General features: G+C 54.1%; 16 protein-coding genes. 13 read left to right on the forward strand and 3 right to left on the reverse strand.

All coding sequences use genetic code 11. The features are described 5' to 3' along the window. The first annotated feature begins 79 nt into the window (after positions 1 to 79). Positions 80 to 604: a GNAT family N-acetyltransferase gene (locus L1D47_RS04780; RefSeq protein ID WP_239882777.1), complete on the forward strand. Its 525-nt coding sequence runs from the start codon at positions 80 to 82 to the stop codon at positions 602 to 604. A gap of 106 nt (positions 605 to 710) precedes the next feature. Here L1D47_RS04780 and L1D47_RS04785 read toward each other — a convergent pair whose 3' ends face one another. After that, positions 711 to 2,456 carry a bifunctional metallophosphatase/5'-nucleotidase gene (locus L1D47_RS04785; protein WP_239882778.1) on the reverse strand — a complete coding sequence of 582 codons (1,746 nt, stop codon included), beginning with the start codon at positions 2,454 to 2,456 and terminating at the stop codon, positions 711 to 713. 91 nt (positions 2,457 to 2,547) lie between these two features. Beyond that, positions 2,548 to 3,681, reverse strand: a complete 1,134-nt coding sequence (locus tag L1D47_RS04790; RefSeq protein ID WP_041510540.1) for a hemolysin family protein — start codon at positions 3,679 to 3,681, stop codon at positions 2,548 to 2,550. Between the two features lie 144 nt (positions 3,682 to 3,825). Between L1D47_RS04790 and L1D47_RS04795 the strand changes: the two genes are divergently transcribed. The 9 genes from L1D47_RS04795 to L1D47_RS04835 all read left to right on the forward strand — a co-directional run bounded on the left by L1D47_RS04795 (position 3,826) and on the right by L1D47_RS04835 (position 13,614). Further along, the gene (locus tag L1D47_RS04795; protein WP_239882779.1) at positions 3,826 to 4,947 is read left to right on the forward strand and encodes a bifunctional tRNA (adenosine(37)-C2)-methyltransferase TrmG/ribosomal RNA large subunit methyltransferase RlmN; all 1,122 of its coding nucleotides are present in this window, start codon (positions 3,826 to 3,828) and stop codon (positions 4,945 to 4,947) included. A 32-nt stretch (positions 4,948 to 4,979) separates the two neighbouring features. After that, entirely contained in the window at positions 4,980 to 5,768 is a 789-nt protein-coding gene (gene pilW, locus L1D47_RS04800) for a type IV pilus biogenesis/stability protein PilW (RefSeq protein ID WP_239882780.1), read from the forward strand. Next, positions 5,768 to 6,766 carry a RodZ domain-containing protein gene (locus tag L1D47_RS04805; RefSeq protein WP_239882781.1) on the forward strand — a complete coding sequence of 333 codons (999 nt, stop codon included), beginning with the start codon at positions 5,768 to 5,770 and terminating at the stop codon, positions 6,764 to 6,766. Before pilW ends, L1D47_RS04805 begins: the two co-directional genes overlap by 1 nt. 19 nt (positions 6,767 to 6,785) lie before the next feature. Next, the gene (gene ispG, locus L1D47_RS04810) at positions 6,786 to 7,901 is read left to right on the forward strand and encodes a flavodoxin-dependent (E)-4-hydroxy-3-methylbut-2-enyl-diphosphate synthase (RefSeq protein WP_239882782.1); all 1,116 of its coding nucleotides are present in this window, start codon (positions 6,786 to 6,788) and stop codon (positions 7,899 to 7,901) included. 153 nt (positions 7,902 to 8,054) lie between these two features. Beyond that, entirely contained in the window at positions 8,055 to 9,326 is a 1,272-nt protein-coding gene (gene hisS / locus L1D47_RS04815) for a histidine--tRNA ligase (RefSeq protein ID WP_239882783.1), read from the forward strand. 14 nt (positions 9,327 to 9,340) lie between these two features. Beyond that, entirely contained in the window at positions 9,341 to 9,964 is a 624-nt protein-coding gene (locus L1D47_RS04820) for a tetratricopeptide repeat protein (RefSeq protein WP_239882784.1), read from the forward strand. Between the two features lie 11 nt (positions 9,965 to 9,975). Beyond that, a complete protein-coding gene (bamB, locus tag L1D47_RS04825; RefSeq protein WP_239882785.1) occupies positions 9,976 to 11,163 on the forward strand; it encodes an outer membrane protein assembly factor BamB in 1,188 nt (395 codons plus the stop codon). Positions 11,164 to 11,257: 94 nt separating this feature from the next. Then, the gene (der, locus tag L1D47_RS04830) at positions 11,258 to 12,727 is read left to right on the forward strand and encodes a ribosome biogenesis GTPase Der (protein WP_239850017.1); all 1,470 of its coding nucleotides are present in this window, start codon (positions 11,258 to 11,260) and stop codon (positions 12,725 to 12,727) included. A 353-nt stretch (positions 12,728 to 13,080) separates the two neighbouring features. Further along, positions 13,081 to 13,614 (forward strand): hypothetical protein, encoded by a 534-nt coding sequence (locus L1D47_RS04835; protein WP_239882786.1) that lies wholly within the window; start codon positions 13,081 to 13,083, stop codon positions 13,612 to 13,614. Positions 13,615 to 13,854: 240 nt separating this feature from the next. Here L1D47_RS04835 and xseA read toward each other — a convergent pair whose 3' ends face one another. Beyond that, positions 13,855 to 15,204 (reverse strand): exodeoxyribonuclease VII large subunit, encoded by a 1,350-nt coding sequence (gene xseA / locus L1D47_RS04840; RefSeq protein WP_239882787.1) that lies wholly within the window; start codon positions 15,202 to 15,204, stop codon positions 13,855 to 13,857. Between the two features lie 119 nt (positions 15,205 to 15,323). On the opposite strand from xseA, the gene guaB reads away from it, so the two are divergent. The 3 genes from guaB to L1D47_RS04855 all read left to right on the forward strand — a co-directional run bounded on the left by guaB (position 15,324) and on the right by L1D47_RS04855 (position 18,733). After that, positions 15,324 to 16,790, forward strand: a complete 1,467-nt coding sequence (guaB, locus tag L1D47_RS04845; RefSeq protein WP_239882788.1) for an IMP dehydrogenase — start codon at positions 15,324 to 15,326, stop codon at positions 16,788 to 16,790. A 102-nt stretch (positions 16,791 to 16,892) separates the two neighbouring features. Further along, complete coding sequence (gene guaA / locus L1D47_RS04850) at positions 16,893 to 18,470, forward strand: glutamine-hydrolyzing GMP synthase (RefSeq protein WP_041510585.1); 1,578 nt, start codon at positions 16,893 to 16,895, stop codon at positions 18,468 to 18,470. A gap of 110 nt (positions 18,471 to 18,580) precedes the next feature. Then, entirely contained in the window at positions 18,581 to 18,733 is a 153-nt protein-coding gene (locus tag L1D47_RS04855) for a hypothetical protein (RefSeq protein WP_239882789.1), read from the forward strand. Positions 18,734 to 18,738: the final 5 nt, after the last annotated feature.

The following is an 18,738-nucleotide window of genomic DNA, read 5'->3' on the forward strand; positions in this document are numbered from 1 at the left end:
ATATAGACAGAGCACCTATAGACAAAGCACTTATAGACAAAGCGCATACAGATAGAACACGTATCGATAGAACAAGGCGATGATTAAGATAATTCCCTATCGTAAGGGGTATAGCAAAGCGGTCAGTGAGGTCTATCATCTGGCGGTGCGCGCCATCGATGAGACCCATTACAGTGCGGCGCAGAAACTTGCCTGGTCCCAGGCGCCGCGCTCCGGTTATCACTGGCATAAGCGCCTGACCCGCTCTCAGGCCTGGCTGGCCGTCGATACCGCTTGCATGACGGGGGAGTATCCCCGCTGTGTCGGTTTCATCAATGTCGAGACCCAGTATGCGTCGCGGGGTTATATCGACAGCCTCTATGTGCACCCTGAATATCAGGGACAGGGGATTGCGCGACAGTTACTGCAACAACTCGAATCCTGGGCGGTTTCGCAGGGGATGGATGAGCTAAGGGTTGATGCCTCCAGCCTGTCGCGGCCACTGTTTGTGACAGAGGGTTTTGCGCTGCGACACAAGCGGTATCAGGAAAAGGCCGGCCAGGTATTTATGGCCTACTACCTGGCAAAGTCACTGGTAAAGTCTCTGGCAAAGTCCTTGGTTTAGCCCCTCGCTTAGCCACTTGCAATACCCTCACCATACCCTCGCGATAACCTAGGCATGCTTAGCCGGCCAGCAAGGCGCCAAACTTTCTAGTCTTTTATAGCTCGCGCTAATGGCCATCCAGGTGACTCGTGTATAACACATGAGGCGGCATGACGCCGTGTAGCCCCTCTTCTCGCTGCATGAAGCGGATGAAGGCCTGGGGCAGGGTAAGCGCCTCAATTGATTCTTGCTGTTCTGCGCTAAGTAGCGCCTGATAACCTTCCTTGCCCGACGCCGTGTAGGCCGAGGATACGCCGCTATACAAGCGGTCTGGCATCACGCTATGCCACTGCATCTCACCGGCTATTTCGGTCAAGATCTCCAGTTGCAGGATGCGGGCGCCCAGCGGCTGTCTGCCGTCGTAGCAATATTTAAGGCCGTAGGTATAGGGGAAGCTTCCCGCACCTGTGCCGGTAATGCTGTTATTGGTGGCCGAGTTGATGGCCGACTCCAAGGTTTGATACAGGTAACGGCCCTGGATGCGATATTTCACCAAGGGCAGGGCGAAAGGGAGCAGTCGCCCGAGAATGTCCGCCATGGTCACCGTGCCCTTGTTGAGCGATTGTCTGACACCGCCGGCATTGTGCAGGGCAAAATCTACCTGAATGTCCAGGTTGCGAGCCTCATGATAGATGCTCTTACAGACCCAGGGGGCGATCTCGCTGCCGTGGGGCAGTGCCTTGCTGGGCAGGCGGGTGTGGATCAGGTTTTTGGGCACAAATCCCAGCACCTGATGCTCCAGCGCGTCGATGGCCGGGCGATAGTGCTGGGTGATCACCTGATTGATCTCTGTGAGTTCGTCATCCCATAAGATTCCGGGATGCGCCATGAGCTGCTGCTTGAGTGCGTCATAGGTGGCGGCAGTGACCTCTTGCTCTCCTTCGATAAGCAGGTGCTTGTCGAGCATGAAGTAGTTGTGTCCGGCAAGGGAGGTCACCAGGCCTTGGTCGTCAAACTCTAGGTCACACAGCCCCAGGGTTTCGGCATACTTGCCCGCATGTAGTATGGGTGTGTTGTCGACGCGATAGCCATAGGGCAGCGCATTATGGCCGATGGCGCTGAAGTTGCCCTGAAGCGTGTGAGAGTGACCACCGACGATCAAGCTGATCCCCGGCACTTCTTGGGCTAATATTTTGTCTTTATCCCAGCCTAAGTGGCTCAGTACCAGGATATGATCTATGCCCTGCGCCTTTAGCGTGGCTACAGTATTGGCCGTGGTCTCAATGGCGTCGGCAAAGTGAGTATCTTCATCTGGCCTGGCGATCTCTTTCATTTGATCTAGGGTGATGCCTATGATGGCAAGCTGTCTATCGCCTAACGGCTTTAAGAGTACCTTGGCCGAGCGGTGTTCGGGAATATAGTCAAACAGCTTGGGGTGCCCAGTCAGCTTGTCTTGCTTATGGGGATCTTCCTGGCTGAGATCCATGTTGCCTGCCAGCAGCGGAAAATTGATGTTATCGAGAAACTGCTTAACCGGCTGATTGCCAGCGTCTATCTCGTGGTTGCCGAGGACCATGGCATCGGGTGCTAGGCGGTTGAGCAGATCGGCATTGGCCACGCCCTTAAACTGGTTGAAGTAGAGGGTGCCCTGAAAGCTGTCGCCCCCATGAAGAAACAGAAAATCTTGCCCGGCATCGGCCGCCTGACTGCGCGCCTGTTGCACCTGATAGCCGATCCTCGCATAGCCGCCGCTGTGGCTATAGACCTCATAACTTTGTTGCTCATGGCTGAGCAGAAACTGGACGCGCGAAGGATCGAAGTGAGAGTGGGTGTCGTTGATGTGTGCAAGCTTTAGGGAGTATCTGTTGGTCATGTAGGCCTCATTTGTGAAGCGGGCAAGTATACCTCAGCAGGGCTAAATGAAAAAGGGAAGCATTTGCTTCCCTTTATTAACTTTTCTTAAGTTATTTGCTCACCTTATCCAGCGGCTCGGCCTCTGTGATACTGGTGGCTTGCTGTTCGCCTTTGGGGAGATCCTCATCTTCCGACGAGCCCTCATCCGAGATGCGTATGCCCTTGTGAGTCATGCGGCGTTTCCAAAGGCGTCTCGCCAGTTGCTGCATATCGGTCACAGGGTCATTACTGTCGACAATCTCTAAGCCCAGCAGGGATTCGATAATATCTTCCAGGGTGACAATACCGTGGCCACTACCATATTCGTCCACCACCATGGCGATCTTGGTGTTGCGCTTAATCATCAGCTGGAACAGCGGCAAGATCTTGGCCGTTTCCGGCACGATCACCAGGTTACGCCGTACCGCAGAGATAGGCGCCATGGGGGTGTCTCGCTCCGACAACAAGATGGTGTTGCGGTTGACATAACCCACGATATTGTCGCGATCGCCATCGAAAACCGGGATACGGGTAAAGGGGCTCTTCTTATGAAGCTTGGCAAACTCGGCCTGGGTCATCGAAGCCGGCACGCTGAACATCACGGTTCTCGGGGTCATGATGGCGGTCACCGGCATCTCCTTGACCGACAGCATCTGGGTCAGAATCATAGATTCCTGTTCGTCCAGCTCACCCGACTCGTGACCTATCTTGGCCATAGCACTCATCTCTTGACGAATGTATTGACCATCGTCGCCCTTACCGAGCTTCTGAGTGACCTGCTGAGACATCCAGATCAGCGGCTTAGTGATGCGCTCCATCCACAGCAGCACCAGAGATACGCTCGGGGCCAGGCTGCGCCAGTAGTTTGCGCCCAGTGTCTTTGGAATGATCTCTGAGAAGAACAAGATAAGAAAGGTCAGCACACCAGAGAAGACACCCAGCATCTCGTCGCCAAACACCTTGGCTGCCTGCGCACCGGCAACGGCGGCACCTACGGTGTGGGCAATAGTGTTTAGGGTCAAGATAGAAACCAGTGGCGATTCCACATTCTCCTTCTGGTGGCTCAAACGCTCGGCCGCCGCGGGATGGGTTTCTTTTAGGTTCGCAATAAAGCTAGGTGTAACAGACAGAAGCACGGCTTCGAATACACTACAGAGAAAAGAGATCCCGATAGCGACAAAGACAATAACAATAAGGGTTATCATGGGGGAGGTAAAACAACTCCGAGTAGCAAGCCAATATTAGCTTGGGGGGATTCTAGCATAGTCTATTTCCTTACTGGCTAAAATTTATTGATATCTGTATAATTCGCCGCCCTGTGGCAGGTTTTGGTGTTGAGGTTAGTCAAAATGAGTGAAAAAAAGATCAATTTATTGGATCTCGATCGTAAGAGATTGAGAGCGCTATTTACCGAGATGGGTGAAAAGCCTTTTCGTGCCGATCAATTGATGAAGTGGTTATACCATTTTGGCGTCAGCGACTTCGAACAGATGACTAACATCAACAAGGCGTTACGTACCAAATTGGCCGCGCGTTGTGAGGTGGTGGCTCCAGAGATCTCCAGCTATCAGAAGTCTGCCGATGGCACCATTAAGTTTGCCATCAATGTGGGTAATGGTCAGGAGGTAGAGACCGTTTACATCCCGGAAGATGACCGTGCCACCCTGTGTGTATCTTCACAGGTGGGTTGTGCCCTCGAGTGTACCTTCTGCTCTACCGCCCAGCAGGGCTTTAACCGTAACCTTACCGTGTCTGAGATTGTCGGCCAGATCTGGCGCGTGTCTCACTTTCTTGGTTTCCAGAAAGAAACCGGCGAGCGTCCCATCTCTAACGTGGTGATGATGGGCATGGGTGAGCCGCTGTTGAATCTGAAAAATGTCATGCCGGCTATCGACATCATGCTGGACGATTTCGGCTTCAGTCTGTCTAAGCGCCGCGTGACCGTATCGACCTCGGGCGTGGTGCCTGCGCTGGATATCCTAGGCGATAACCTGGATGTGGCGCTGGCGGTGAGCATTCACGCGCCCAACGATGAGCTGCGTGACGTGCTGGTACCGGTTAACAAGAAGTATCCGTTACAGGAGTTTTTGGCGGCGATCCGTCGTTACCTGGCCAAATCTAATGCTAACCGCGGCCGTGTGACCCTGGAATATGTGATGCTTGATCATATCAACGACAGCACCGATCAGGCCCATGAGCTGGCCAAGTTGATGAAGGATACGCCTTGTAAGATCAACCTGATCCCCTTCAACCCGTATCCGGGCTCGCCCTATGGTCGTTCATCGAACTCACGTATCGACAGATTCTCTAAGGTGCTGATGGAATATGGCCTTACCGTCATCGTCCGTAAGACCCGCGGAGACGATATTGACGCGGCCTGTGGCCAGTTAGCCGGGGATATTCGCGACCGAACCAAACGTTTAGCGAAAAAACGCATGCAAGATAGTCAGATTTCAGTCACAATAAACTAACTTATTGTATCTGCTACTAGATAGGCTTGCGAATGTTAAGCAAAAAGCCAACATTGACCCTGTTAGTCATCCTGACTTCGACGCTGATGTCAGGATGCGTAACTGAGAGAACATACAGTGGCACAGATGTGCCCGTTCAAGAGCGAACCTTCGACAACGTTGCTGCGGCCCGTCAACGGGTGCAGTTGGGCTTGACCTACCTGCAAAAGGGCTACAGCGAACAAGCCAAGTACAATCTGGATAAGGCACTCGAGTTTGCCCCTAACATCGAAGATGTACACGTGGCCTTAGCCTATTACTATCAATCGGTTGGCGAATTAGCCCTGACCGAGAAGGCGTATCGCAACGCCATCAACGCCAGCGATGCCAGCGGCGATTCCATGAATAACTTCGGCGTGTTTCTCTGCCAGCAGGCAAAATACGACCAGGCCGAAGAGATGTTTCTTCGGGCAGTAAAGATGCCCAAATACACCCGTTCGGCCTCCAGTTATGAAAACCTGGGGATCTGTAGCCGCAAGTCGGGTGATCTACAAAAAGCACAACGCTACTTCGAGATGGCACTTAACTATGACCCGCGTCGTGCCAACTCCCTATTAGAATTGTCTGAGATCGAATTGGATCTGGGGAACTACTCCGCCGCCAAGAAAGGTTTGGCGCGTTACCATAGAGTGGTGCCCGAATCGGCTCAGAGTCTGGCGTTGGGAATTAAAATTGAGCAAGGCCTAAATGACCCTGAAGCGGTGAGAAAATTTGGCATTCTTCTCCTGGCTAAGTTTCCCGCTTCCAATGAGGCCAAGCAGTATAGAGCTAGCATGCACTAATGACTGATAATCAAATCGATATGCTCAAGGATGATGCTGAGAAACCAAAGGAAACCGGTGAAACCCTGGGCCAGTGGTTAAAGGCGGCGCGTGAGTCGCGCCAGATGACTTTAACCAGCGTGGCCGAGAGACTCAATCTGCGCCCATCGATTGTTAAAGATCTCGAGGCGGACAACTATGACAACATAGCGTCGGCAACCTATGTCAAAGGTTATGTGAAGAATTACGCCCGAATCCTGGGCCTGGAGATGGCCAGGGTAGATGCCTACTTGGCCGAAAGCTTTCCTGTGGTCGATGCCCCTACCATGCAGAGCTTCTCCCGCAAGACCACGCGTCAGGCCAGAGATGGTCGCCTGATGTTGGTGACTTATTTGATCATCTTCGTCTTATTAGCCTTACTGGTACTTTGGTGGGTGCAAAAGTCGGCCATGGTGGCGGATCTGGATCTCTCCAAGCCATCGGTGGAAGAAGCCGCCGAGCTGTCTGCAGAGCCTAGCCTGATGTCCGCCCAGGATCCACAGGCCGATACGGGTATCGAGATGCCACGCGCATCCTTGAGCCAGACAGCTACGGAACAGAAGGCTACTGAACCGACTGTTACTGAATCGGCAGCAGAGCCTGCAACCGCCGAGCCCCTAACGCGAGCCACTCAAGCATCCCAAGCGGCCCAGTCCCAAATCTCTCAGTCTCAAGCGCCTCAACCCCTCGAGTCATCCAGGACAGATGACACGGCTCAGGCCGTGGATGATGCCGAGTTGGCCCTGAGTCTGAGCGGCGATTGCTGGATCAAGGTGACCGATGCCAACGGCAAGGTACTCGTTAATGGCCTTAAGCTGGCGGGCAAAGAGATGAATGTCTATGGTCAGGCGCCGTTTAAGGTTATATTGGGGGCGCCGCAGTCATTGACCATGCACCTCAATGGTGAACCAATCGATCTGGCTAAGTATCCCAGTGGCCGAGTTGCCAGACTGACGGTCGGTAACGCCGTCAATCTTTGAAGTAAAAGAGTGAATTAAGATGTACAACGAGTCCCCAATCATTCGCCGCCCTTCGACACGCATCTATGTGGGCGATGTGCCTATCGGTGATGGCGCGCCCATCGCCGTGCAATCTATGACCAACACCCGCACCACAGATGTGGAGGCCACGGTGGCTCAGATCCGCGCGCTGGAAAATGTTGGCGCCGATATCGTACGTGTCTCTGTGCCGACCATGGATGCCGCCGAGGCGTTCAAGGTGATTAAGCAGCAGACTAAGATCCCGCTGATCGCCGACATTCATTTCGATTACCGTATCGCGCTCAAGGTGGCGGAATATGGCGTAGATTGTCTGCGTATTAACCCGGGCAACATAGGCAACGAAGAGCGTATCCGTAACGTGGTGGAGTGCGCCCGCGACAAGAATATCCCTATTCGTATCGGTGTTAACGGCGGTTCGTTAGAGAAAGATCTGATGGACAAGTACAAGGAGCCGACCCCGGAGGCCTTGCTCGAGTCGGCCATGCGTCATGTGGATATTCTCGACAGACTCAATTTCGATCAGTTTAAGGTGAGCGTTAAGGCGTCCGACGTCTTCCTGGCGGTGGAGTCTTACCGCCTGCTGGCCAAGCAGATCAAACAGCCGCTACACCTTGGGATCACCGAGGCCGGTGGCGCCCGTGCCGGCGCCGTGAAGTCGGCGGTGGGCCTAGGCATGTTGCTGGCCGAAGGCATAGGCGACACCCTGCGTGTCTCGCTGGCTGCCGATCCCGTCGAGGAGATCAAGGTCGGTTTCGATATCCTCAAATCCCTGCGTATTCGCTCACGTGGCATCAACTTCATCGCCTGCCCATCATGCTCGCGTCAGGAGTTTGATGTGATCGCCACGGTGAACGAGCTGGAGCGTCGCCTGGAAGATGTGGTGACCCCTATGGACGTCTCTATCATAGGTTGTGTGGTCAACGGCCCGGGCGAAGCCCTGGTATCGGATATTGGCCTAACCGGTGGTAACCGTAAGAGCGGCTACTACGACGACGGCGTGCGTCAGAAAGAGCGCTTCGATAACGAGCATATCGTCGATCAGCTCGAGGCGAAGATCCGCGCCAAGGTGGCCAGCGTCGACGCACGTATTCCGACAACCGATATCACGGAATAACCCTTTGCTTGCTGCGCAGAATCCGGGGCAAACGGCCCCGATTGTGGCGCAGCTCACTGGCGCGCCGCGCTGGTTTTGCGTTTATTGATGATGCGCCTATAATGCGAGGCGCTTTTTTATTTTTTACAGCTAAATTTCGGACGAGTTGATACAGTGGCAAAACAGATTCAAGCGATTCGCGGAATGAACGATATTCTGCCGACCCAGAGCCCGCTATGGCAAAAACTAGAAGCAGTGTTGCGTGATACCGTTGCGGCCTATGGTTACAGCGAGATCCGCACCCCCATCGTAGAGAGTACCGACCTGTTCAAACGTTCTATCGGCGAAGTGACAGATATCGTCGAGAAAGAGATGTACACCTTTGCCGATCGCAATGGCGATCTGCTGACGCTACGTCCCGAAGGCACGGCCTCTACCGTACGTGCGGGTAACGAGCACGGCCTGCTATATAACCAGGAGCAGCGTCTGTGGTACATGGGACCTATGTTCCGCCACGAGCGTCCACAGAAGGGGCGTTACCGCCAATTTAACCAGTTTGGTGTCGAGGTCTATGGTATTGCCTCTGCCGATATCGACGCCGAAGTGCTGATGATGTCTCACCGCCTGTGGCAGAAGCTGGGGATCAGTCAGCACGTGAAGCTTGAGCTAAACACCCTGGGGGACGCCGAGGAGCGCGCCGCCTACCGTGAGGCCCTGATTGCCTTCCTAGAGCAGCACAAAGAAAAGCTGGACGAAGACAGCCAGCGCCGCATGTATTCAAATCCGCTACGTGTGCTCGACAGCAAGAACCCTGAAGTTCAGGCGCTCTTGGGCGATGCCCCGGCGCTGATGGACTACCTCGGCGAAGAAAGTCGTGGTCATTTTGCATATTTGTGTGAACTACTTGAAGCCGTTGGCATCCAATACGAAATTAACCCTCGTCTGGTGCGCGGTTTAGATTACTATAACCGCACCGTATTCGAGTGGGTCACCGATAGCCTAGGTGCCCAGGGCACAGTGTTGGCCGGTGGTCGTTACGACGGTCTGGTCGGCCAGCTAGGGAGCAAAGACACCCCGGCAGTCGGTTTTGCCATGGGGCTCGAGCGTATCGTCCTGATGCTGGAAACCTTAAGCCTGACCGACGACGTATCGGGTCCGGTAGATGTGTATGTTACCGCCATGGGCGATGATTGTCGTATCGCGGCCATCAAGGTGGCGCAACAGTTACGTGAAGTGGACGGCCTCAAGGTGATGACTCACTGCGGCGGCGGTAACTTCAAGAAGCAGATGAAACGTGCCGATAAGAGCGGCGCCAAACTCGCTATAGTGATCGGCGAGACCGAACTGGCTAACGGTCAGGTGGCGCTCAAATATCTGCGTGAAGAGAAAGAACAAGAATTAGTTGCACAGGATTCGTTAGCAGCTTACGTTGCAGAACTGATTTAAAGAGGAAGAGAAACGTGGAAATTTATAGCACAGAAGAACAACAAGTCGATGCTATCAAACAGTTCTGGAAAGACTATGGCAACTCGATTGTCATCGGTGCCGTGGTAGGCCTGGGTGGTCTATACAGCTGGAACTACTATTCAGATTACAAGGTGGCTCAGGCAGAAGAAGCCTCTGAAGCCTTCCAAACCATCAGCAACTCGGTCAAAGCCGACTCTAGCATGCTGGCAGCCGCCGAGAGCTTTGCTAAAGACCATGACGGTCAGCAGGGCTATCAGGCACTACTACAACTTATCGTGGCTAAGGCCGCGGTAGAAGCCGGTGAGCTGGACAAGGCCGAACAGGCCCTGAAGCAGATCCTCATCAGCAAGCCAGAAGAAGGCTTGGTGGCGGTTGCTACCCTGCGTCTTGCCCGCGTGCAGGCCGAGCAAGGCCAGCTGGCAACGGCGTTGACGACCCTGGAGCAGCTGAACACGCCATCGTTTGCCGTACAGCGTGATGAATTAAAAGGTGATTTCCTGGTGCGTCAAGGCGAAGCCGATAAGGCTAAGAGCGCCTATCAGTCGGCTCTGGACAACGGCGGAGCGACTTCAAGCCCAGCCTTGCAGATGAAGCTAGATAACCTGAACAAGGCATAAGGAAGCTGCCCATGAAGTCTTGGTGCAAAACATTACTGGCTTGCAGCTTGAGCCTGGGGTTGTTGTCGGCCTGTTCTTCCAACGATGTTGAAGAAGAGCCGGTAAGTCCGCTGCCGCAGATCGAAGCGAGTGTCTTTCCCGAGGTGAGCTGGAGTGCTTCCGTCGGCAGTGGTGTCGGTGATTATTACTCTAAGATCCGTCCTGCCGTGCGTTACGGCAAGTTGTTCGTCATGGATCGTTACGGCGAAGTGACCGCCTACGACGAAGCCAGCGGCGAGCAGGTCTGGTCATTGGATATCAGCTCCTGGTTTAAGGAAGGCGCCTTGTCTAAGAACAAGGGCGCACGCCTCTCTTCTGGTATTACCGCTGCCCGTAACAAGGTGTTCTTCGGTGGTGAGAGTGGCCTGCTGGGCGCCGTCGATGCCGAAACCGGCGAGATGGTCTGGCATGTGACCGCCGGTGGTGAGCTGCTGTCGGCGCCTACCGTAGGCGAAGATGTGGTCGTGGTACACACAAGTACCGGTGGCCTGGAAGCCTATAACGTCGATGATGGCGAGAAGCTCTGGGTTTATGAGAGCAAGCTGCCCACCCTGACCCTGAGGGGCACAGGCTCGGCCGCCTATGAGGCCGGTGGCTTCTTCGTCGGCACAGCCGATGGCAAGGTAGCTGTCGTGGTGAAAAGCAATGGTCAGGCCGCCTGGGAGCAGCCTATCTATACACCTAAGGGCGGTAACGAGTTTACCCGTATGGCCGACGTGGATATGAAGCCGCTTATCGTGGGCGAGAACATCTATGCGGTGAGCTATAACGGTAACCTAGTGTCGATGGAGCTGCGCAGCGGACGTGTCGTCTGGAGCCGTAAATATTCCAGCTTCAACGAGTTGGCTTCTGCCGGTCTGAACCTCTACCTGGTGGATGACCATGGTCGCATCTATGCCGTCGATAAGCGCAACGGCCTGGAAAGCTGGAGCAACAGCGAACTGACCAACCGCGAGCTAACCTCACCTGTCGTCTTCAAAGACTACTTGGTGGTGGGTGACTTCGAAGGCTATCTGCATTTCATCGATCGCACCTCTGGCAAGCTGGTTGGCCGCGTCGACGTGGATAGTTCAGGTTTATTTAGCCAGCCACTGGTAATAGATGATAAGATCTACGTCCAGAGTCGTGGCGGCAAGGTAGCAAGAATTACGCTTCCCTAAGGCGAGCTTTAACAGTTTTTAAAGCCCCTGGACCTTGTGCTGGGGGCTTTTTATTTAAGATATTCAGATAGATTTGTAGATTAGAGGCAAAAAAATGATTCCAGTTGTGGCCCTGGTAGGCCGACCAAACGTAGGTAAGTCGACCCTGTTCAATCGTCTTACGCGCACCAGAGACGCCTTGGTAGCTGACTACCCAGGTCTGACTCGGGATCGTAAGTATGGTCGTGCACATCTGTCTGGTTACGAATTTATCGTGGTGGATACCGGCGGTATCGATGGTACCGAAGAGGGGATCGAGACCCGCATGGCCGAGCAGTCGCTGGCGGCGATCGAAGAAGCCGATGTGGTACTGTTTCTCACCGACGCCCGCGCGGGTCTGACGGCCGCCGACGAGGCGATTGCCGAGCATCTGCGTCGCCGCGAGAAGACCACCTTCGTGGTGGCCAACAAGGTTGATGGTATCGACGCCGACTCTGCCTGTGGCGAGTTTTGGGCCTTGGGCCTGGGTGAGGTATACCAGATGGCCGCCGCCCAGGGGCGCGGTGTGACCAACATGATCGAATACGCGCTGACCCCCTACGCCGAGGCCATGGGCCTGAACCGTGAAGGTGAAGGCGAAGAGGAAGCCGACGAGCGTCAGTACACAGAGGAAGAGGCCGAGGCCGAGCAGCAGCGCCTGCAGGATCTGCCGATCAAGCTGGCGATTATCGGCAAGCCCAACGTGGGTAAGTCGACCCTGACTAACCGCATCCTGGGTGAAGAGCGCGTCGTGGTTTATGACGAGCCGGGTACGACTCGCGACAGCATCTATATTCCGCTGGAGCGCGATGGTCAGGAGTATGTGATCATCGACACCGCGGGTGTGCGTCGTCGCAGCAAGGTGCACGAAACCGTCGAGAAATTCTCGGTGATCAAGACCCTCAAGGCGGTCGAAGATGCCAACGTGGTGCTGCTGGTGGTCGATGCCCGCGAGGGGATCGCCGAGCAAGATCTTGGCCTGCTGGGCTTTGCCCTGAACGCAGGTCGCGCCTTGGTGATCGCGGTCAACAAGTGGGACGGTATCGATCAGGACGTGAAGGAGCGCGTGAAGAGCGAGCTTGACCGTCGTCTTGGCTTTATCGACTTCGCCCGCATTCACTTTATCTCGGCGCTACACGGCACGGGTGTTGGACACCTGTTCGAGTCGGTAGAGGAAGCCTACGAGAGCGCCACGCGCCGTGTGAGCACCTCTATGCTGACCCGTATCATGCAGATGGCCCAGGACGATCACCAGCCGCCTCTGGTTAACGGTCGCCGCGTTAAGCTTAAATACGCTCACGCCGGTGGATATAACCCGCCTATCGTGGTTATCCATGGTAACCAGGTGAAGAAGCTGCCCGATTCCTATAAGCGCTTCATGATGAACTACTACCGTCGATCTCTCAAGGTGATGGGTACGCCGATTCAGGTACGCTTCCAGGAAGGCGGCAACCCATTCGAAGGGCTCAACACCAAGAAGCTCACCGTGAGCCAGGAGCGCCGTCGTAAGCGCATGATGAGCCATATCAAGGACAAGAAGAAGTAATACCAATCGTAATAAACAATTGATCATTCTAGCTTGTTAAAACGCTCGATAACTGTATTAGTATTTTTAATTGTAGAATAACTACTTATCTAAAAATCCTGCTTTGTTCTCAAGCGTTTTTCCTGCGCTATTTCTGATCACATATTTACTGTGATTAGTATAATTTTCTCAGCCTCACTAAAAAGGTCAGCCTAGTGCTGGCCTTTTTGTTGTCTCGGTGTTTTATCCTGCTTACTCTCCAATATTTGGACTTATAAACTGCTTATTGCAAGCAAGCCGAGCCTTTATAGGGATGCCGACTATACTCAAGAGTGCAGTAATTAAGGTAGTTTAACTCACCTGAGGATAGTGTTATGAAACACCAACAAGCCCTGCTGCTTGCCGCCACGCTGGCTCTCTTGGCTGGTGCCGCCCAGGCTGCAGATAAACGGGCCTTACTCGAAGACGCACTCAATGCCGCGCCGCCGACCCTGAGGGATAAGGTTACAGTGATGGACTGGGACAATAATGTCCTGCAAAAGGGTAGTGTCGACTATACCTGTTTCCCGACCCCGCCTAGTCTGCAAGGTACGGCGCCTATGTGTATGGATGGGCCCTGGATGGAGTGGGCCGACGCCTGGATGAATAAGAAGCCGTTTCAGGCCAAAGCAGTGGGGATTTCCTATATGCTGGCCGGTGATGGTGGCGCGAGCAATACCGAACCCTACGCCGAGGGCGAAACCGCCGATAATCAGTGGATTGTCGAGGGGCCGCACCTGATGATTATCATGCCGGATCCTGCCTTGCTCGACAGTCTGCCAATCGACCCTTACGCCGGTGGCCCCTACGTGATGTGGAAGGGCACACCTTACGCGCACATCATGGTGCCGGTCGGCCTGAGAAAATAGGCCTTGGATTTTTTGCTAAATACTCATTTTAACGCCCGCAAGGGCGTTTTTTATGTGAGTTTATTAACCTGAACTCGGGATAAGAAAGGCTACAATTCATTGATTTGTAGCGTAGAAATATTATCTCATTACTCAGTGCGGCTATTTTAGATGCAAAACGAGGCAAAATCATCAGACAATAGCAGGTCTATTGCGTTGATTTTAACGACGTTAGGCGCTGAAAGAGCCGTGCTGAGAGACTTAAATTATCCGGAGTTGAGGTAAAACTACCGTCGATTGCACCTCGCCATCGACCAGCTTAGTGGTGAGGCGATCGCCTGTGCTGACATCTTGAGTGCTGTGCAGCACCTTGCCCTGTGCGTCTAGGGTGATGCTATAGCCACGGCTCAGGGTCGCCAGTGGGCTGACGGTTTCCAGTTGGTGAGCGGCATATTGCAGCGACTTTTCCGCCGTCTTGAGCTTGGCCTGCATGGCACCGTGCAGCCTTTGACTCTGGTGGCTCAGGCGGCTCGATGCCAGGGCGAGCTGATGACTGGGGGAAACCTGATTTAATCTGGCGTGCAGGGATTGCTGGTGACGCTCTAACTTGTGCAGCTTGGCGGTTAATGCGGCATTTAGCCTGAGCTGCAGCTCGTCGAATCTCTGCTCATACTGCTCTAGGCGGCGCTTAGGGTCTTGTCGCTCTAGTCTATGGTGCAGCTGGCTGAAACGCTGGGCCTGTTTTAGCCCATAGTGCTGCCAACCCTGCTTGAGGCGTGTCATGGCCATCTTGAGTTTATCGGCCTTGCTGAGCGCATCCTGAGACAGTAGTTCAGCCGCGGCAGAAGGGGTAGGGGCGCGTAGATCGGCGACAAAGTCGCTGATGGTGGTGTCCACCTCATGGCCCACCGCCGAGACCACGGGCAGGGCGCTGTTATAGATGGTGTGGGCCAGGGCCTCGCTGTTGAAACACCAGAGATCTTCTAGGGAACCGCCGCCACGAGTGAGCAGCAGCACATCCACTTCCATCCGGTCGTTGGCCTGCATGATGGCATGGATTAGCGACTTGTCGGCGTGTTCGCCCTGTACCTGGCTGGGGTAGATGATCACCTCGATAGAAGGGTCGCGTCTTTGCAAGACATGGAGCACGTCTCTGATGGCGGCGCCGGTAGCAGAGGTGATCACCCCGATGCGTTGGATGTTTTCTGGTAGCGGGCGTTTGGTGTCGGCGGCAAACAGGCCCTCGGCGGCCAGCTTCATCTTGAGGGCTTCATACTGCTGCGCCAGTAAACCATCGCCGGCGGGGAGCATGGATTCTATGATCAGCTGATAGTCGCCTCTGGGTTCATAGACGCTGATGGCGCCCTTGACCAATACCTGCTGGCCATTGGCCGGGCGGAAGGTGACCGCACGATTGCGCCCCTTAAACATGGCGGCGCGGATCTGGGCGTAGTTGTCTTTTAGGGTGAGATACCAGTGGCCTGAGCTGGGGGCCGAAAAATTGGATATTTCTGCTTCGAGCCAGACTTTACCCAGTTCACCTTCGAGTAATTGCCGCACTTCTCCATTGAGGCGCGATACGGTGTAAACATTATTTTTCGGCATTTTCATAGATATTTTGCTACTGAAGCGACTTTTTTACTATTTTCCATTTACCACACCCAATATGCAAGGTATAATCCCGCCGCAATATTTTACCTCTTATATCACCTACATGGGGAGATGTTGCCATGCTACGTTTAAAAAAAGAAGCACTAACCTTTGATGATGTGTTGCTTGTTCCTGCACACTCGACCGTACTCCCTAACACTGCCGTTCTTAAGACTCGTTTAACCCAAAAGATCGAACTCAATATGCCTATCGTGTCTGCAGCCATGGATACCGTGACTGAAGCGCGTCTTGCCATCGCCATGGCACAGGAAGGTGGTATTGGTTTCATCCATAAAAATATGAGCATAGAGCAGCAGGCCGAGCAAGTTCGCCAGGTAAAGATCTATGAAGCGGGTATCGTTCAGCAACCTGTAACGGTCATGCCTAATACGACACTTGAGCAGCTTAAAGCGCTTACGGAGAAGAACGGCTTTGCCGGTTACCCAGTGATTGACGAAGCCAATGAGTTGGTGGGTATCATCACGGGTCGTGACGTACGTTTCATCACCGACTGGTCTCGTACCGTCGACAAGGTGATGACACCGAAAGAGCGTCTGGTGACAGTGCCTGAAGGCACGCCGCTGGATGAAGTGCAGAAGTTGATGCACGCTCACCGCGTCGAGAAAGTTCTGGTTGTCGATGGTGACTTCCGTCTCAAGGGCCTTATCACAGTTAAAGATTTCCAAAAAGCCGAGCGTAAGCCTAACGCCTGTAAGGATGAGTTAGGTCGCTTACGTGTGGGTGCGGCTGTAGGTGCCGGTGCCGGTAATGAAGAGCGTGTCGATGCGCTGGTAAAAGCCGGTATCGACGTGCTGCTTATCGATTCATCTCACGGTCATTCTGAAGGCGTATTGCAGCGTATTCGTGACACCCGCGCCAAGTACCCAGATCTTCAGATCGTGGGCGGTAACGTGGCCACGGCAGAAGGTGCCCTGGCACTGGTCGAAGCCGGTGTGAACGCGGTTAAGGTGGGTATCGGTCCTGGCTCTATCTGTACTACTCGTATCGTTACCGGTGTGGGCGTACCGCAGATCACTGCCGTTTCTGATGCGGCCGCTGCGGTTAAGCACTTAGATATCCCTGTTATCGCCGATGGTGGCATCCGCTTCTCTGGTGACCTGGCTAAGGCGCTGGCAGCCGGTGCGTCATGTATCATGGCGGGCTCTATGTTTGCTGGTACCGACGAGGCACCAGGTGAAACCGAGCTATACAACGGCCGTGCCTACAAGTCATACCGCGGCATGGGCTCATTGGGCGCCATGACACAAGGTTCTTCTGACCGTTACTTCCAAAGCGATAACGCTGCCGACAAGCTGGTACCCGAGGGTATCGAAGGTCGCGTACCTTACAAGGGTAAGCTTAAGGAGATCATCCACCAGTACATGGGCGGCCTACGTTCATGCATGGGCCTCACAGGTTGTCCTACCATTAAAGATCTTAATGAGAAAGCGGAATTTGTGAAGGTAACCTCGGCGGGTATGGGTGAGTCCCACGTTCACGACGTGACCATCAGCAAAGAAGCCCCTAACTATCGCAGCGGTTCTTAATTATTGAAATCAGGCAGTGTCATTGAAAAATACACTGCCTTTTCTTAAGCCAGGTCTTACTAAATGACATTGGCGAAAAATCTGAAAGATAAAAGGTAAAGCATGAGCAACATTCATGATCATAAGATCCTTATCCTCGATTTTGGATCTCAGTACACGCAATTAATTGCCCGCCGAATCCGTGAGATCGGTGTTTACTGTGAGCTTTGGGCCTGGGATGTGTCTGAAGAGCAGATCAAAGCCTTTGCGCCTAACGGTATTATTTTGGCCGGTGGCCCAGAGAGCGTCACCGCCGACAACTCGCCTCGTGCCCCTGAATATGTGTTTAACGCTGGCGTGCCTGTACTCGGCATCTGCTATGGCATGCAGACCATGTCAGAACAGCTGGGCGGCAAGGTAATTCAAGGCATTGGCGAAGGTGAGTTCGGCTATGCCCAGGTTGAAGTTCAGGCGGCTTCAGAGCTGTTCAAGAGCATCGAAGATGCGGTCAGCGACAGCGGCAAGGCGTTGCTGGACGTATGGATGAGCCATGGTGACAAGGTCTCTGAGATCCCTGAAGGTTTCGTGACAGTTGCTAAGACAGATACCTGTCCTTATGCGGCCATGGCTAACGAAGAGAAGCGCTTCTACGGCGTACAGTTCCACCCAGAGGTGACCCACACCCGTCAGGGCAAGCGTATGCTGGAGCATTTCGCCCTGGACATCTGTCAGTGTGAGGCTAACTGGAAGCCGGCTTCTATCATCGAAGACGCGGTTGCTCGCATCAAGGAGCAGGTGGGTGATGACGAGGTTATCCTGGGTCTGTCAGGTGGTGTCGACTCTTCGGTGGTGGCCATGCTGCTACACCGTGCCATCGGCAGCAAGCTGACCTGTGTGTTTGTCGACAACGGTCTGCTGCGTCTGAACGAGGCCGACCAGGTCCTCGAGATGTTTGGCGACCACTTCGGTCTCAACATAGTTCACGTCGATGCCGAGTCACGTTTCCTCGATGCCTTAGCAGGCGAGGCCGACCCAGAAGCCAAGCGTAAGATCATCGGTAAGGTGTTTGTCGATATCTTCGATGAAGAGTCGCGCAAGTGTGTTAACGCCAAGTGGCTGGCACAGGGTACCATTTACCCGGATGTTATCGAATCGGCGGGCAGTGCAACAGGCAAGGCGCACGTGATTAAGTCACACCATAACGTCGGCGGTCTGCCGGATGATATGGAGCTGGGTCTGGTCGAGCCGCTGCGTGAGCTGTTTAAGGATGAGGTGCGTAAGATAGGTCTAGAACTCGGCCTGCCTTACAACATGCTCTACCGTCACCCATTCCCTGGCCCAGGCCTGGGGGTACGTGTACTGGGTGAAGTGAAGAAAGAGTACTGTGATCTACTGCGCCGCGCCGATGCTATCTTCATTGAAGAGCTGCACAAGGCCGACCTGTACAACAAGGTGAGCCAGGCCTTTACCGTCTTCCTGCCGGTTCGCAGTGTAGGCGTGATGGGTGATGGTCGTAAGTATGACTGGGTGGTATCGCTGCGTGCGGTAGAAACCATCGACTTCATGACGGCCCATTGGGCACATCTGCCATACGATTTCCTCGGCAGAGTCTCAAATCGTATCATCAATGAGATCGACGGCATCTCTCGCGTGGTTTACGATATCTCAGGTAAGCCACCTGCAACCATCGAGTGGGAGTGACCGGTACTGGCTGGCAACGGCAGGTTCTATGCCGCCTGGTAGACGGAATTATAGGGTGCCCTGCTCAACGTGCTAACCTGAGCCTGTAATAACTTCGTAAGGATGCAAACATGTTGCCGTTGCCGTTGCCGGTTGGCTGGGAAGCCAGCCCGAGTGTCGGCGCACCGCTGCATGTGCGCTATCGCCCGGAGCGCACCCTCCTTTATCAACTTTCGGCTCGTGGCTCTATTGCGATTGTTGAACAGCAGCTGAGCCAGATTTAGTGGCT

The sequence above is a fragment of the Shewanella sp. Isolate7 genome (assembly GCF_022398425.1).
Lineage (GTDB): Bacteria > Pseudomonadota > Gammaproteobacteria > Enterobacterales > Shewanellaceae > Shewanella.